Source organism: Streptomyces sp. YKOK-I1 (genome assembly GCF_054660435.1).
Genome location: NZ_BAAGDR010000001.1, coordinates 973,719 through 990,046, shown reverse-complemented (window position 1 = coordinate 990,046; position 16,328 = coordinate 973,719). Strand labels below are relative to the sequence as shown.

Here is a 16,328-nt window from a genome sequence, read left to right as displayed (position 1 = left end):
GTACGGGACCGCCCTGCGAGGCCGGTGCGCCGGTGCCAAGCTGGAGGCATGTCCCCGACATCCGGGCCTGCCGTCTCCCGCGCGGAGTTCGACGCGCTCTTCCAGACGGTGCGGACCTGGGGTGACTGGGAGGACCGGGCCGACCGCGGGGCCTGGAACCGGGTGACGGCCGAGCAGGTGCGGCGGGCCCTGGCCGAGGCGCGGTCCGGGACCGTCGTCCCGATGGCCCTTCCCTGGAACACCCGGCCCGACCCCGACAACCCCAAGCCGGCCCTCCACCACATGACCGACCTCGGCGATGTGGAGAGCCCCGAGCCCGCCGCCCACAAGGACTTCATCGCCGTCGACTACCACGGCAGGGGCGTCACCCATCTCGACGCGCTCTCCCACATCGCCTACCGGGGCCTGCTCTACGGCGGCCGCCCGGCACGCGAGGCCGTCGACGCCGGTGGCGCCCGCTTCGGCGCGGTGTCGGCGCTGGGGCCCCTGGTGACGAGGGGGGTGCTGCTCGATCTGCCCGCCGTCCTCGGGGTCCCCTGGCTGGAACCGGGGCAGGCGGTGCACGCCCGCGACGTCCTTGCCGCGGAAGAGGCGCTCGGGGTGACGATCGGCGAGGGCGACGCGGTGCTGCTGCGCACGGGGCATGTCCGCCGCCGTACGGAACGCGGACCGTGGGACTCCGGCGCGCTGAGCGCGGGCTTCCACGTGGACGCCATACCGCTGCTGGCCGGGCGGGGTGTCGCCCTGCTGGGAGGGGACGGCGACAGCGATGTACGGCCTTCGCCCGTCGTGGACGTGCACTCGCCCGTGCATGTCCTGGCCGTCACCGCGATGGGCGTGCCGCTGCTGGACAACCTCGACCTGGAGGCACTGTCGGCCGCGACGGCCGGGGCAGGCCGGTACGCCTTCCTGCTTGTCGTCGCGCCGCTGCACATCCCCGGCGGGACGGGTTCCCCCGTCACCCCCGTCGCTGTCCTGTGACGGCCCGCCATCCGCTCGTCACCGCAGGTGAGGGGCCCTGGTGGTCGGCCGGGCCCCCAGGGGCGGGCGGCCCATGACTCACGCCTCGTATGTCCGTATGCTCTTCAATATCGGATTAATTGCTGATCTGGTCATCTGCTGACTGAAGGGGGAGCGGGGTACAGGGCGAGTGAACGCGGGCGCGAGTGAGGCGAGGCGTGTTTCGATCCGGAGGAGAACAGGCTGCGGTCGGGCGTGCGACGGACGGCAGGGGTCCCGCGCGCTTCCGTGAGCGGTTCCTGCAGGGCGAGTCGGTCGAGCGGGGCGTACGGTTGTCGATCCTGGACTCCTGGCAGCGCTGCCGGACCCTGGGGCTCTCGCCGGACCAGGCCGACCTCCCCTTCCGGGACGACTTCGAGGCGGACGGCCGTATCGTCCGCGCGGCCGTGCCGGTGCTCGACCGGCTGGAGTCCCTGTTCTCCGGCAGCAAGATCAATATCTCCGTCGCCGACGGGAACGGGACGGTCCTGTTGCGCCGCTTCGGCGAGGCCTCGATGGCCCAGAGCCTTCCGGCGATCCAGCGCGTGCCGGGCTTCGTGTTCGCCGAGCGGGTCGCCGGCACCAACGGCATCGGTCTCGCCCTCGCCGAACGCCGGCTCATCCGTGTCTACGGCGCCGAGCACTTCGCCGAGCGTTCCCAGGCGAGCGCCTGTGTCGCGCTACCCGTGCGCGATCCGCTCAGCGGCGGTATCGAGGGCGTCCTGTGCTTCGGCTACCCGCGCGGATTCGAGACCCCGGCGCTCGGCGGCGTGATCCGCAAGGCGGCCCGCGCGATGGAACGCCGGCTGCTGGGACAGAGTTCCGCCCGGGAGCGCGCGCTGTTGCGGGCGTACCTGGCCGCAGAAGCCGAAGCGGACACGGCCGACGGCCCCGAGGGGGGTGCGCCGGTCCTGCGGCTGCGCCCCGGTGACCGGGCACTGTTGATGGAGAAGGCCACCGAGCTGATCTCCCGTGCCCAGCGGGCCGCCGTGGACGTGCCGCTGCCGGACGGCCGCCGGGTGACCCTCGTGAGCCGCCCGATGCGGAGCGCGTCGGGCGTGGAGGGCGTCGTCATCGAGGCGGTGCTGCCCGGCTCCTCGCCCGGGGAGCGCCTCGCCTCCAGGGAGCCGCTCGTCGTACCGGGCCGGGACGCCGAGCGGCTGCCGGGGCGCCCCGTCGGATTCCCCGTCGAGCCGGCCGTCGTCGCCGCCGTCTCGCGGCTCACACGGCTCTCCGTCACGCCACCGGCGGGGCGCACGTCGGGCCTGGACGGAGTCGGGGCCGAGGGCGCCGAAGCCGCCGCGCTCGATGCCGAGGCCGACGCGGTCGACGGCGCAGGAGCCGGGCGCGTGACCGCCGACGGCACCGGGGCCCAAGGTGCCACCCTCACGGGCGCCGCAGCCGAAGCGGCCACCGTCGGCGGTGCCGGAGCCGAAGGAGACGCGGTCGGCGGTGCCGGAGCCGAACGAGGCACGGCCACCGGCGTCGGAGCCGAAGGGGCCACGGTTGGCGGCGTTGGAGCCGAAGGGGCCACGGTCGGTGGTGTCGGGGCCGAACGCGGCACGGCCACCGGTGTCGGAGCCGAAGGAGCCACCGTCGTTGGTGTCGGAGCCGAAGGAGGCTCGGTTGGCGGTGTTGGAGCCGAAGGGGCCACGGTCGGTGGTGTCGGGGCTGAACGAGGCGCGGCCACCGGTGTCGGAGCCGAAGGAGGCTCGGTCGGCGGCGTTGGAGCCGAAAGAGGCGCGGTCGGTGGGGTCGGGGCCGGAGCGGTCGCCGTCGGCGGGGCCGGGGTCGAAGGAGGCATGGCCGGAACCGACGGCGACGGAGGCGACGGCACCGGTGTCGCCGCCGACGGTTCCCCCGAGCCGCCGCCCTCGGCCCGAAGGCTCGTCCTGGTCGGGGAGCCGCAGGTCGGCGCCTACGCCTTGGCGGCGCGCCGCCGACTGGAGCTGCTCTCCGAGGCCAGCGCCCGTATCGGCACCACGCTGGACGTCCGCCGCACCGCGGAGGAACTCGCCGAGACGGCCGTCCCCCGGCTGGCGGACTACGTCACCGTCGACCTGCCCGACGCCGTCCTGCGCGGCGAGGAGTCCGCCGATCCGGTCGGCGACCTGCGCCGGACGGTGATCCACGGCCTCCGTGGCGACCTCCCCTTCACCCCCGTCGGCAAGCGGACCGACTTCGGCCCGACCGCGCCCCAGCGGCGCGCGCTGACAGGCGGACAGGCGGTGCTGGAACCGGATCTGGCGAGCGCCGCGGGCTGGCTCGCCCAGGACCCCGAGCACACCGGGACCCTGCTCACGCATGTGCACTCGCTCATCGCCGTCCCTCTGGTGGCACGCGGCGTGGTGCTGGGCGTCGTCAGCTTCTACCGCGCCCAGGAACCCGCCCCCTTCGGCGACGACGACCGTTCGCTGGCCCAGGAACTCGCCACCCGCGCCGCCCTGTCCATCGACAACGCGCGGCGCTACACCCACGAGCGCGCCATGGTCCTGGCGCTCCAGCGCCGACTGCTCCCGCACGGACTGCCCGACCAGGAGACCGTCGAGGTCGCCCACCGCTATCTGCCCGCCGAGGCCGACGTGGGCGGCGACTGGTACGACGTCATCCCGCTCTCCGGCGCGCGCATCGGCCTCCTGGTCGGCGACGTCGTCGGCCACGGCATGCTCTCCGCCGCCACCATGGGCCGGCTGCGCACCGCCGCCCGCAGCTTCGCCGAACTCGACTTCCCGCCCGACGAGGTCCTCGTCCACCTCGACAACCTCGTGGGCCGCCTCGACCGCGAGGACCCCGAGGGCGAGGGCGTCGGCATCATCGGCGCGACCTGTCTGTACGTCGTCTACGACCCGACCTCGCAGCGCTGTGTGATGGCCCGCGCCGGACACCCGCCGCCCGCGCTCGTCCACCCCGACGGCAGCGTGACCTACCCGGACCTGCCCGCCGGACCCCCGCTCGGCCTCGGCGGACTGCCCTTCGACGCCGTGGAGATCGACCTGCCCGAGGACAGCCAGCTGGTCCTCTACACCGACGGGCTCATCGAGGACCGGCACCGTGACGTCGACCTGGTCCTCGACCAGCTGCGCGGGGCCCTGGCCCACCATCCCGAGCGCACCCCGGAGGACACCTGCCAGGCGATCCTGGACGCCGTGGCTCCCGCCCACCCGTGCGACGACATCGCCCTGCTGGTCGCCCGCACCCACGCCCTGGACCCCGACCGGATCGCCACCTGGGAGCTGCCCGCCGACCCCGCCCGCGTCGGCGAGGTCCGCGCCGCGGCCATGAGGCAGCTGGCCGACTGGGGACTCGACGAGGCCGCCTTCGCCGCCGAGCTGATCCTCAGCGAGCTGGTCACCAACGCCATCCGGCACGGCGCCGGGCCCGTGCGGGTACGGCTGCTGCACGACCGTTCCCTGATCTGCGAGGTCTCCGACGCCAGCAACACGGCCCCGCATCTGCGCCGGGCGGCCAGCACCGACGAGGGCGGACGCGGTCTCTTCCTCGTCGCCCAGCTGTCCCGGACCTGGGGCACGCGCTACCTCCCGGAGGGCAAGGTCATCTGGGCCGAGTGCGCGCTCGACGGCGTCTGAGGCGCACCGCCCGAGTCGAAGAGTCCAATGTCTGAAATGGCGTGAATGATCCGGATAGGATCGCCTCATGTGCGCTTCCGACCCGTCCGCCCCGGCGGCCGCGCCCCTCGCGTCGGAGCCCCTGGTCCGCATCCGCGGGCTCGGCAAACGGTTCGGCGGGACCCTCGCGCTGGCCGGGGTCGACCTCGACGTGCACGCGGGCAGCGTCCTCGCCCTCCTCGGGCCCAACGGCGCCGGGAAGTCCACCCTCATCAAGATCCTCGCCGGCGTCCACCACGCCGACACGGGACGGATCACGGTGGACGGGCATCCCCTCGGCAGCCACGCCGCCGCCCACCGCATGTCCTTCATCCACCAGGACCTCGGCCTCGTGGAGTGGATGACGGTCGCCGAGAACATCGCCCTGAGCACCGGGTATCCACGCCGCGCCGGACTGGTCTCCTGGCGGCGCACCCGCGAGCGGTGCGCCGACGCCCTGCGCACCGTCGCCGCCCACCTCGATCCCGACACCCCGGTCGCCCGGCTCGCGCCCGCCGAGCGGTCCCTGGTCGCCATCGCCCGGGCCCTCGCGGCCCGCGCCCGGCTCATCGTCCTGGACGAGCCGACCGCCCGTCTGCCCGCCCCGGACTGCGCCCGGCTCTTCCGGGTCCTGCACGACCTGCGCGACCGCGGCCACGCCGTGCTCTACGTCAGCCACCGCCTGGACGAGGTCTACGAGGTCGCCGACACCTTCGCCGTCCTGCGCGACGGCCGCCTCGTCAGCCACGGCCCCCTGGCGGACCACAGCCCGGCCCGCCTGGTGCGGGACATCGTGGGCCCGGATCCGGCCGACCGTACGACCGACCACGCAGCCCACCCACGGGGCGAGCAGCCGACCGAGCACGCGGTCGACCATCTGGCCCAGCAGCGAGCCGACGGACCGGGCGTCCAGCGGGCTGAGGGACCGGGCGTCCAGCGGGCTGAGGGACCGGGTGTCCAGGAGGCCGAGCGAACGGGTGACCAGCCGCGCGGGCAGCAGGCCGGCCAAGCCTCCGGCTCCGAAGAGGCTCCGCCCCAGGCTCCTGGTCCAGCCCCCGGTCCGGCTCCCGGTCCGGCCCTCGGTACATCCCCCGGTCCCGTTCCCGGCCAGGTCCCCGGTCCGGCTCCCGGCCAGGTCCCCGGTCCGGCCCTCGGCCCAGCCCCCAGCCAGGCCCCCGGCCCGGCCCCCAGCCCGTCCCCCCGCCCAGGCCCCGCCCTCCTCACCCTCCACGCCGTGTCGACCGCCGGCGTCGGCCCGGTCGATCTCGTGCTTCGGGCGGGGGAGGCCCTCGCTCTGGTCGGTCTCTCCGGTGCCGGGCATCTCGAGCTCGGTCGGGCACTCGCCGGGGTACAGCCGCTGCTCGCCGGGGAGGCCCGGCTCGGCGGACGGACGTACCGCCCCCGTACGGTCGCCGACGCCGTGCGGCACGGCGTCGGCCTCGTGCCCGGTGACCGGCTGCGTGAGGGCTGCCTCGCCGAGCTGACCGTGCGCGAGAACCTCTTCGCCAACCCCGCCGCCGGAGGCCGCCCGGCCCCCCGCTGGATCGGCCCCCGCCGGGAACGCGCCGAGGCGGCAGCCCTCGTCGAGCGGTTCGCGGTGCGCCCCCAGGACACCGAGGCCCCCCTCGCCACCCTGTCCGGCGGCAACCAGCAGAAAGTGATGATCGGCCGCTGGCTGCGCGCGGACCTGCGGCTGCTGATCCTGGAGGAGCCGACCGCGAGCGTCGACATCGGCGCCAAGGCCGCCGTCCACCACCTGCTCGACGAGGCACTGGCCGCGGGCCTCGCGGTCCTGCTGATCTCCACCGACTTCGACGAGGTCGTCAGTGTGTGCCGACGCGCCCTGGTCCTCGTCCGGGGCGCGGTGACGGCCGAGCCGAGCGGCGCGGCCCTGACGGTCGCCGAGCTGACCCGCTCCGCCTCCGCCGCGCCCCCGCCCCGGACGGGAACGGGCCCATGACGGCCCCCGCCCCGTCCCGCCCCCGCCGACCGGGCGGGCACCTCGTCGGCGCCTACGGACTGCTCGCCCTCACCGTCCTGCTCGTCCTGGTCTTCTCCCTCGCCCTGCCCCGCACGTTCCCGACCCTCGACACCCTCGACTCGGTCCTGTCCACCCAGTCGATCCCGGCGATCCTCGCCCTCGCCGCCACGATCCCCATCGTGACCGGCGCGTTCGACCTCTCCCTCGGCTACGCGCTCGGCCTCGCCCACGTCATGGTGATGGAGCTGATCGTGAACGAGGGCTGGCCCTGGCCGCTCGCCGCGCTCACGGTGATCGCCGGCGGGGCCGCCGTGGGCGTCCTCAACGGGGTGATCGTCGAATACGGGCGGATCGACTCCTTCATCGCCACCCTCGGCACCGGCAGCATGCTCTACGCCGTGACCGGCTGGGTCACCGACGGCGGCCGGATCGTCCCGGGCCCCGAGGGCCTCCCGCCAGCCTTCACCGACCTCTACGATTCAACCTTCCTCGGCCTCCCGGTCCCGGCCTTCTACGTCCTCGCCCTCACCGCCGCCCTCTGGCTGGTCCTGGAACGGCTGCCCCTCGGCCGGTACCTGTACGTCGTCGGCTCCAACCCCCGCGCCGCCGACCTCCTCGGCATCCCCACCCGCAGATACACCGTCTACGCCTTCACCGCGTCGGGACTGATCGTCGGCATCGCCGGGGTGCTGCTCGCGGCCCAGCAGCAGCTCGGCAACCCCAGCGTCGGCCTGGACTACCTGCTGCCCGCCTTCGCCGGCGCGCTCCTCGGGGCCACGGCGATCAAGCCCGGCCGGCCCAACGCCCTCGGCACCCTGGTCGCCGTCACCGTCCTCGCCGTCGGCCTCACCGGCATCGGACAGCTCGGCGCCGACTTCTGGACGGTCCCGCTGTTCTACGGCGGCACCCTGCTCCTCGCCGTCGGCCTCGCCGGATACGCCGCCCGCCGCCGGCTGAGCGGCGGTGTCCACGCCGCCCGCGACGCACCGGCCGGCCCCGCACCCTCCCCGTAGTTCCCCGCCTGTTCCCCTCCCGCGAGGAGTACTCGTGCACGGCAACCGCAGAGCCACCCCCGGCGCCCGCACCGCCCGGACCGGCTCCTGTGCGCTGCTGCTGGCGGCGGTCACCGTCCTCGCCAGCTGCCAGCGCGGCTCCTCGGACACCTCGGGGGAGACCCCCACGGGCACCGACGGCTGTCCCGAGGTCCACGCCACGGCCCAGGCCTCGGTCCTGAGGGCCGAGCAGACCGACGTCCCCTGGGGCGGGCCGACCACGGGACCGAGGGCCGTGCCCCGCAAGACCCTCGTCTACGTCGCCCAGACCATGACCAACCCCGGGGTCGCGGGCGTCGCGAAGGGCGTACGGGACGCCGCGCGGGTCATCGGCTGGAACGTCCGGGTCATCGACGGCGGCGGCACCCCCGCGGGCCTCCAGTCGGCGATGAGCGAGGCCGTCGCCCTCAAGCCCTCCGGCATCGTCATCGGCGGCTTCGACCCCAACTCGACCTCGGGACAGGTGGCGCGGGCCAACCGGGCCGGCATCCCGCTCGTCGGCTGGCACGCCCTCGCCGCCCCCGGCCCCAGCCGCCGGCCCGAGCTGTTCACCAATGTCACCACCCGCGTCGAGGAGGTGGCCGAGATCAGCGCGCGCTGGGTCATCGCCCACTCCCAGGGCCGCGCCGGGGTCGTCCTGATCACCGACGCCTCGATCCCCTTCGCCAGGAACAAGTCCGAACTGATCAGGAAGGAGCTCGCCACCTGCCCGGGCGTGAGACTCCTCGCCTACCCCAACATCCCGATCCCGGACGCCGGCAGCCGCACCCCGCGCGAGATCTCCTCCCTCCTCGCCCGCTTCGGCGCCCGGTGGACCCACTCCGTCGCCATCAACGACCTGTACTTCGCCGACGCGGCCCCCGCCTTCCGCGCCGCGGGGAAGAAGGGCTCCGGGCCGCCGTACAACATCGGCGCGGGCGACGGCGACCCCTCCGCCTTCCAGCGCATCAACAGCCGCCAGTACCAGGCCGCCACCGTGCCCGAACCGCTGTCCCTCCAGGGCTGGCAGATCGTCGACGAGTTCAACCGCGCGTTCTCCGGGACACCCGCCAGCGGCTACACGGCACCCGTCCACATCGCCACCGCCGACAACAGCGCCGGCACCACCTCCTGGGACCCGACGGGCTACCGGCAGGCGTACCGCACCATCTGGGGGAAGTGAGCGTCAGCCCAGCGCCCGGTCCAGGTTGAAGGCCGCGCTGATCAGCGCCAGATGGGTGAACGCCTGCGGGAAGTTCCCCTGCTGCTCACCCGTCTGGCTGATCTCCTCGGCGAACAGGCCCAGATGGTTGGCGTACGTCAGCATCTTCTCGAACGCCAGCCGTGCCTCGTCCACCCGCCCGGCGTGCACCAGCGCCTCGACGTACCAGAACGAGCAGATGGAGAACGTTCCCTCGTCGCCGCGCAGCCCGTCGGGGCTGGCCAGCGGGTCGTAACGGTAGACCAGGGAGTCGGAGACCAGGTCCTCGGTGAGTGCGTCCAGCGTCGACAGCCACTTGGGGTCGGTCGGCGCGATGAACTTGGTCAGCGGCATCATCAGCACCGCCGCGTCCAGCACGTCCCCGTCCTCGTGCTGCACGAACGCCCGCCGCCGCGGCGACCAGCCGCGGGTGTGGATGCGCCGGTAGATCGTGTCGCGGGCCTCCTGCCAGCGGAGCAGGTCGGCGGGCAGCCCGCGCCGGTTCGCCATCCGGATCGCCCGCTCGATCGCCACCCAGCACATCAGCCGCGAGTACAGGAAGTTCTTGCGGCCGCCCCGGGTCTCCCAGACGCCCTCGTCCGGCTGGTCCCAGTGGGCGCACACCCAGTCGGCCAGGGCGCACACATCGTCCCACTGGTCGCTGGAGACCGGCCGCGCCCACTTGTCGTACAGATAGACCGAGTCGATCAGTGCGCCGTAGATGTCCAGCTGGAGCTGGTCCGCGGCGGCGTTGCCGACCCGCACCGGGGCCGAACCCTGGTGGCCCTCCAGATGCGTGAGTTCGCTCTCGGACAGATCCGTGCGCCCGTCGATGCCGTACATGATCTGCAACGGCCCGGAGGGCTTGCCGTCGCCCGGGGTGATGTGCCGGGTCACGAACTCCATGAAGGCCTCGGCCTCGTCCGAGAACCCCAGCCGCAGCAGGGCGTACACACAGAACGCGGCGTCGCGCACCCAGACGTAGCGGTAGTCCCAGTTGCGCTCGCCGCCCAGCTGCTCGGGCAGGCTCGTGGTCGGCGCGGCGACGATCGCGCCCGTGGGCGCGTAGGTGAGCAGCTTCAGGGTGAGCGCGGAGCGGTGCACCATCTCCCGCCAGCGGCCCCGGTACCGGGAGGCGGACAGCCAGCGCCGCCAGTACGTCACCGTCGCCGCGAACTGCTCCTCGGCCTCCGTGCGCGCGCACCGCCGCGGGTTGACCTCGCCGCCGACCTGGTCGAGGGCGAACACCGCCGACTCGCCCTCGGACAGCTTGAAGTCCGCCCGCACGTCCGGCCCGTCGCACTCCAGGGGCACCGTCGAGGTGAGGGAGAGCGCCAGCTTCTCCGACTCGAAGACCGCCATGCCCTCGACCAGGCGCACGGTGTGCGCACTGGCGCCGTAGTCGAACCGGGGCGCCACCCGGGTGCGGAACGGCACCGCGCCGCGCACACACAGCACGCGCCGGATCAGCCGGTGCCGCTCGGCCTCCGCGGACCCGCCGGTCACCGGCATGAAGTCCTGCACCTCACCCACCCCGTCCCCGGTGAAGAACCGGGTGATCAGGACGTTGGTGTCGGGGAAGTAGAACTGCTTCGTACGGCCCGGCACCGCCGCCGCCAGCTCGAACGAGCCGCCGCGCCCGGCGTCCAGGACCGACCCGAACACGCTCGGCGAGTCGAACGCGGGACAGCAGTACCAGTCGATCGTGCCGTCCGTCCCCACCAGGGCCACACTGCGTAGATCTCCGATCAGCCCGTGCTCGGCGATCGGCAGATAGCGGTCGGCATCGGTCATGACAGCCTCCCTGTCCCGACCCGCTCCGGCGAGGCTTCCAGCCTAGGCGGGATCGGCGCTCACGTCCTCGGCAGCCAGTCGTCCAGGGCGTCGATGAGCCGGTCGAGCGCGGGCTCCTCGCCGGACCGGTCCGTCATGACCGTACGGCCGCCGAACCGCAGCGTGTACTGGAACGCGTCGTACGTCCCCATGCTCATCGTGAACGAGGGGACGTCGTCCAGCGCCGGATCCCCGAGCAGCAGGCGCAGCGACCGGAACTGCGCGGCGGTCGTCCGCCGGACCCGGGACGTGCCCTTGTCGGTGACGCGGACGGTGCCGTCGCCCCGCAGGATCACCTCCTGGTGCACCCCGGCGAAACCGCCGGTGATCGTCATGGTCACCAGCTTCTGGTCGGGACCGGTGACGGGCACGGGAGTGCGGCGCGCGGGCGCCGTCGCGGAGGGCGAGGGGGAGGGAGAGCCGGGAGGTGACGACGAGGAAGGGGGAGGAGCGGGAGGGGACGCCGAGGACGTGCTCGCCGAGGGCGTGCTCGCGGTGGCCGTCGCTCCGGCCGTGTCCTCGCCGCGGTCCTCGAAGGAGCAGCCGGTCAACGACAGGACACCCACCGCGCACACCGCCGCCGCGCCCGCGGCCGTCCCCCTGGCGAACATGACGTCCCTCCCCGCGTGTCGATCGCTGAATGGGCGTCACATCAGGGTGCCATGCCGTGAGTTGAGCCGCGAGTGCCGCGGCGGTTGCGCGTTCCCCCAGGAGGCGCCATGCCCCAGCCGTCCGTTCTCGCCGCGCTGGTGGCGGGGTTGCGCGGCGGGTCGATCGATGTCGTCGACCTGACCGCGCCGCTGTCGTCCGCCACCCCGGTGATCCGGCTCCCGCCCGCGTTCGGCCAGACCGCGGTGTTCGAACTGGAGGAGATCAGCAGGTACGACGACCGCGGACCGGCCTGGTACTGGAGCAACTTCCGCAGCGGCGAGCACACCGGCACCCACTTCGACGCCCCGAACCACTGGGTGACCGGCAAGGACCTCGCCGACGTGGCGTCCGTGCCCGCGAGCCGGCTGCGCACCGGCTGGGACGCCCGCGCGGACTCCCAGGAGGCGTTCCTCAACGGGGACGGGACGGGCCCGCACACCCCTGGCCTGTCCCCCGACTGCGCCCGCTGGGTGGCGCGGGAGTCACCGGTGATCGGCCTCGGCGTGGAGACCGTGGGCACCGACGCCGGGGCCGGGCACTCCTTCGACCCGGCGTTCCCCTGCCACTCCTACCTCATGGGCAGCGACAAGTACGGGCTGACCCAGTTGCGGAACCTCGCCGTGCTCCCGCCCACCGGGAGCGTGGTCGTCGCCGGGCCGCTGCCCATCGTCACCGGGTCCGGGGCGCCCGCGCGGGTGCTGGCGCTGGTGGAGCGGGCGTGAACGTCGCCGAGGCCGTGGGGCGGGCACTGGTCGCGGCCGGGATCGACCAGGTCCTCGGACCGGGGCGCCTGGTGGCTGGAGGAGGCGTTCCGCGGGCACTGGGCGCGGACGCTCCCACGTCACACCTGATGCGGACCAGGCGCCTTGCCCCGGGAGTGGTCACCGGAGTCCTCGACGTACCCCGGCTCCAGCTCCACGTTCACCCGATGTCCACCACCCGCGCCCACTCGGGCGGCGCGTCCGGCACGTAGTCGGGGTCGTTCTCCCGCCAGGAGCCCCCGGGCCGCGAGAAGAGCCCCACGACCGTACGGCACGCCGGGCGCGCCTCGGGCCACGGTGTCTGTCCGTCCGTCAGCACCACGACCACATCGGGCCGGGGCCGGGTCCGCAGCGCCCTCGCGAAGCCCGTGCGCAGATCCGTGCCCCCGCCGCCCACCAGCGGAATCCCCTCACTCCGGCACAGCGAGTGCGTGAACGGGGCGTCCGCGTCGCACGGCAGCACGGTCACCAGGTCCCGCCGCCCGCCCACGGCACGGCAGATCGCGGCGACCTCCAGCAGCGCGCTGCCCAGTTCGGCGTCGCTGACCGACCCCGAGGTGTCGATGATCACGGACACCTGAGGCGGCCGCCGCCGCAGGCTCGGCAGGACGACACCGGGCACCCCGGACGAGCGCCGCGACGGCCTCCCGTACGAGTAGTCCTCACCCCCGCCCGCGCCCGACGCGGCCGAGCGGACCGCCGCACCCAGCAACTCCCGCCAGGGCTGCGGCGGATGGAAGGCCTCCTCGGCCCACCGCTGCCACTGCTCGGGCGCGTTCCCGGGACGGCCCTTGATGCCCTGCGCCACCCGGAACCGGACGGCGTCCCGTTCCTGGTCGCTCAGCCCGTGCGCGCCGCCGGGGCCGAGGTCCCACTCCCGCGCCAGCCCGTCGGCGCCGCTGCCGCAGTCCAGCCAGGCCAGGTCCTGGGTGCGTGCCCCCAGGGTGAAGCAGCGCAGATAGTCCTCCATCAGCCTGCCCTCGGGCAGCCCCAGGAACTCCGGGTCGACGGCGCCCGAGGGCCGGACCAGCCCGTCGCCGTAGGCGTCGTCGTTGATCTCGCAGTCCGCCGCGATGTTCATCCGCAGCCGTTCCCCGGGGCCGGTCAGACCGCGCTCCCGGGCCACCCGGTCGCTGCGCCCGTGGTGGTCGCGCAGCAGGTGCGACACCTCGTGCACCCAGACCGCCGCCAGCTCCTCCACCGGCATCCGCGCCACGAACGCGGGCGAGACATAGCACCGCCAGTGCCGGTCGACGCCCATCGTCGGCACCCGCCGGGACTCGACGACATGCAGGGCGAAGAGCGCCGTCGCCAGGTACGGACGGGCCCGTGCGGCGTGCAGCCGGGCGCTGAAGAGCTTCTCGCGGTCCAGGGGCGCCGGTGTGACCACTCCGTCATCCACGTCATGCACGTCCCTCATCGGCCGTGTCCCCCTCATGCCTTCGCCGGCGCCGCCGCCCGTGCCGCCGCCCGGTCCGCCCGCCGGGACAGCGAGACGACCCCGGCGAGCTGTTCGATGGAGGCCGGCACCTGCCACTCCTGGCAGCGCAGCGCGGCGAGGCTCGTCGCCGGGACCACCACCAGATCCGGCGCCCCCGTCTCCACCGCCCGTACGAGCAGGGCCCAGGCCGCGTCCCAGCGGGACTTGGAGGGGTGTTCCCGGACGGCGGCCACCACACCGTCGAGCACGGCCTGCCGCAGATCCCCGCGCTCGGGCAGCTCGGCGCCCGCCGGGTCGGCGAGCAACATCTCGGGGTCGGGGAGGTCCAGCCGGTCCAGGCTCGCCAGCAGCTCCAGCCCCGGACCGTCGCCCACCGTGCCCCGGACCAGCAGGGAGAGCACGTCCCGCGAGGAACCGGCCGCCGTCACGAAGGCGATCAGCTGCAGGGTCATCTCCCAGCTCCGGGGCGACGGCCACGGTCCGCCCCGGCGGGTCTCGCCACTGGGCAGCCGGTGCACGAGCGGCGGGCGCGCGGTGAGGAAGGCGCACACCGCCCGCCGCGCGTACGCCACGGCCTGCGGCAGCTTCCCCGGGTCGAGCCGGGGCAGGGTCGCCTCCGGCCAGGTCCCGCCGAGGCCCCGTACGACGACCTCGTGGTCGTGGTGCCACTGGAGGTGCACGAACCGGTTGGCCAGCGGAGGGCTCAGCTCCCAGCCGTCGGCGGCGGAGGACCGGGGGTTGGCGGCGGCCACGATCCGCACGCCCGGCGGCAGCCGCAGGGCGCCGATCCGCCGCTCCAGCACCAGCCGGAGCAGCGCGGCCTGGACGGCCGGCGGGGCGGTGGACAGCTCGTCGAGGAACAGCAGCCCCCGGCCGGCCCGCACCAGCCGCACCGCCCAGTCCGGCGGGGCCAGCGGGACGCCCTGCTCGGCGGGGTCGTCCCCGACGACGGGCAGCCCGGAGAAGTCGGAGGGTTCGTGCACGCTCGCGATGACCGTGGTCAGCGGCAGGTCCAGGGAGGCGGCGAGCTGGGTCAGGGCGGCGGTCTTGCCGATGCCAGGCTCGCCCCACAGCAGGACGGGCAGGTCGGCCGCCACGGCGAGCGTCAGGGCCTCCAGCTGGATGTCGGGGCGCGGTTCGGTGCCGGCCTCGCGCAGCAGGGCCAGCAGGTCGGCGGCCACGTCGAGCCGGGAGCCGTGGGCCGGGTCGGCGGAGGGCAGGGCGAAGGGGGTGCTCGTGGGCATGAGTGTGATCACCTTTGGGTCGGGGTGAGCCGAGGGGGAGAGGGACAGGGAAGGTCTTCTGATCAGCGGGTGGTGGTGTGACGCGGATGCGCACGCAGGTGCGGGGGGCGCCGGTCCCGCGGGCGGACCCGGGTGGGCCCGGGCCCGGTGAGACCCGCCCGGAACAGCCCGTAGGTGATCCGCCGCCGGGCGGCCTCCTCCAGGGCGTCCCGCAACGCGCCGTCCCGCAGCGGCGCCCCGGGGCCGAGCAGGCCCTCGACCACGGCCAGCGCACCGGCGATGTCCCCGTGGGCCAGACGCTCGCGGACGCCGTCGAGACAGTCGGGGTGCCGGTGCGCCCGGTCGATGGCCTGGAGACAGGGCAGGGGAGTGCCGGTCAGCGCGGCCAGCAGCTCCTCGCGCCGGATCTCGTCCGGGTCGTGGTCCAGCGCGGCGAGCACGCCGTCGACGAGCCCGATGCGATGCCGGGCGCCCCGGCACTCCACGAGCCGCGCCCGCCCCACCGGATCGTCGCTCCGCGGCGGGGACGGCGGTGAACGATCCGGTACGAGCGCCGCGGCGACCAGGGGATGCAGCAGTCCGGCGTCGAGCGCGCCGGTGCGCAGCAGCTCAAGGTCGGGAAGGGTCCAGGTGGCCGCGTCGGGCAGGACCGGCAGAGCGGACACACCGCCGCCGGTGGGCGCCCCGGTGATCCGCAGCGCGTTCGGCCCGCCGCCGACCGCGTGGGCGGCCGGTTCCAGGGCCAGCCGACGCCGCCCGCCGAGCCGTACGAGGACCGTGCCCGTCCCGTCCGGCCGTCCCTCGGCGGCGAGCAGCAGCCGTGCCTCGTCGGCCCAACGGCCCACGGCACAGCCGAACCCGGGCGGCACCAGCGCGGGGTCCACACCGGGCTCCGGTCCGGCGCCCAGCACCCGCGCCCCCAGCTCACCGGCCCGCTCCGCGTCCCACAGATGCCGGTGCAGGTCGAGTCGGAAGCGCCGGTCGGGGCAGGGATGCGGATGGTGCCAGGCACGGTCCAACGGACGGGAGCCGTCCCACAGGCCGAGGCTCATCCGCTGCCCGGCGTCCGCCCAGGCGGGCGCCGTCCGCACCACGAGATGCACCGGGCGCGCACCGCCGGGTCCCTCGGGGTCGTACCGGACCAGCGAGAGGGTCAGCGCCGGGCGGAGCAGTCCGTCCGGCGCGATCCTCGGCATGTGCCAGCGCAGCAGGTCGGGAGCCAGCCGGCGCAGGTCCGCCCGGACCCGGGCGGCCAGCGGGCGGCCATGGGTCCGCGCCACGGAACGCAGGGTGAAGTCGACGTCGATGCCCGCGGCGGCACAGGCCCCCGCCCAGTCACCGGTCAGCCGGCGGGCGGTAGCCGCGTCGATCATGGAGGGCGGGACGGCGAACTCGCGCACGCGCCGCCAGAAGGAGAGCCGGGAATCCCCGTTCGCGGTGTGAGTGGGCATCAGCACTCACCTTGCGCGGACGGGTCCCCCCATCTGCGAACAGAAGGAGTAGTCATCGCGATGATCGTACGGATCGTCGCCACGGCCCGCCACACCATTTCCGTCGGCCGGTGTCAGCCGTACGGCCCAC

Annotated in this window: 11 protein-coding genes; 6 read left to right on the top strand and 5 right to left on the bottom strand. The window is 74.4% G+C overall.

What is annotated here, in order from left to right:
• The first annotated feature begins 48 nt into the window (after positions 1–48).
• From ACYQ8Q_RS04470 to ACYQ8Q_RS04450, 5 genes are all read left to right on the top strand, one after another.
• Entirely contained in the window at positions 49–981 is a 933-nt protein-coding gene (locus ACYQ8Q_RS04470; RefSeq protein ID WP_460062109.1) for a cyclase family protein, read from the top strand.
• Between the two features lie 197 nt (positions 982–1,178).
• Complete coding sequence (locus ACYQ8Q_RS04465) at positions 1,179–4,586, top strand: SpoIIE family protein phosphatase (RefSeq protein ID WP_460062107.1); 3,408 nt, start codon at positions 1,179–1,181, stop codon at positions 4,584–4,586.
• 67 nt (positions 4,587–4,653) lie between these two features.
• Entirely contained in the window at positions 4,654–6,564 is a 1,911-nt protein-coding gene (locus ACYQ8Q_RS04460; RefSeq protein ID WP_460062105.1) for a sugar ABC transporter ATP-binding protein, read from the top strand.
• The gene (locus ACYQ8Q_RS04455) at positions 6,561–7,598 is read left to right on the top strand and encodes an ABC transporter permease (protein WP_460062103.1); all 1,038 of its coding nucleotides are present in this window, start codon (positions 6,561–6,563) and stop codon (positions 7,596–7,598) included. Before ACYQ8Q_RS04460 ends, ACYQ8Q_RS04455 begins: the two co-directional genes overlap by 4 nt.
• 34 nt (positions 7,599–7,632) lie before the next feature.
• The gene (locus ACYQ8Q_RS04450) at positions 7,633–8,799 is read left to right on the top strand and encodes a substrate-binding domain-containing protein (RefSeq protein WP_460062102.1); all 1,167 of its coding nucleotides are present in this window, start codon (positions 7,633–7,635) and stop codon (positions 8,797–8,799) included.
• A 3-nt stretch (positions 8,800–8,802) separates the two neighbouring features.
• On the opposite strand, the gene ACYQ8Q_RS04445 is transcribed toward ACYQ8Q_RS04450, so the two are convergent.
• Positions 8,803–10,611, bottom strand: a complete 1,809-nt coding sequence (locus ACYQ8Q_RS04445; RefSeq protein ID WP_460062100.1) for a glycoside hydrolase family 15 protein — start codon at positions 10,609–10,611, stop codon at positions 8,803–8,805.
• 59 nt (positions 10,612–10,670) lie between these two features.
• Positions 10,671–11,261 carry a hypothetical protein gene (locus tag ACYQ8Q_RS04440; RefSeq protein WP_460062098.1) on the bottom strand — a complete coding sequence of 197 codons (591 nt, stop codon included), beginning with the start codon at positions 11,259–11,261 and terminating at the stop codon, positions 10,671–10,673.
• Between the two features lie 108 nt (positions 11,262–11,369).
• Here ACYQ8Q_RS04440 and ACYQ8Q_RS04435 point away from each other — a divergent pair, with 108 nt between their 5' ends.
• A complete protein-coding gene (locus ACYQ8Q_RS04435) occupies positions 11,370–12,023 on the top strand; it encodes a cyclase family protein (protein WP_460062095.1) in 654 nt (217 codons plus the stop codon).
• Positions 12,024–12,222: 199 nt separating this feature from the next.
• Here ACYQ8Q_RS04435 and ACYQ8Q_RS04430 read toward each other — a convergent pair whose 3' ends face one another.
• From ACYQ8Q_RS04430 to ACYQ8Q_RS04420, 3 genes are all read right to left on the bottom strand, one after another.
• Positions 12,223–13,482, bottom strand: coding sequence for a vWA domain-containing protein (locus tag ACYQ8Q_RS04430; RefSeq protein ID WP_460062093.1), 1,260 nt, complete (start codon positions 13,480–13,482; stop codon positions 12,223–12,225).
• A gap of 14 nt (positions 13,483–13,496) precedes the next feature.
• On the bottom strand, positions 13,497–14,747 hold the full coding sequence (locus tag ACYQ8Q_RS04425; RefSeq protein ID WP_460062090.1) for an AAA family ATPase: 1,251 nt from the start codon (positions 14,745–14,747) through the stop codon (positions 13,497–13,499).
• 62 nt (positions 14,748–14,809) lie between these two features.
• The gene (locus ACYQ8Q_RS04420) at positions 14,810–16,198 is read right to left on the bottom strand and encodes a hypothetical protein (protein ID WP_460062087.1); all 1,389 of its coding nucleotides are present in this window, start codon (positions 16,196–16,198) and stop codon (positions 14,810–14,812) included.
• Between the last annotated feature and the right edge of the window lie 130 nt (positions 16,199–16,328).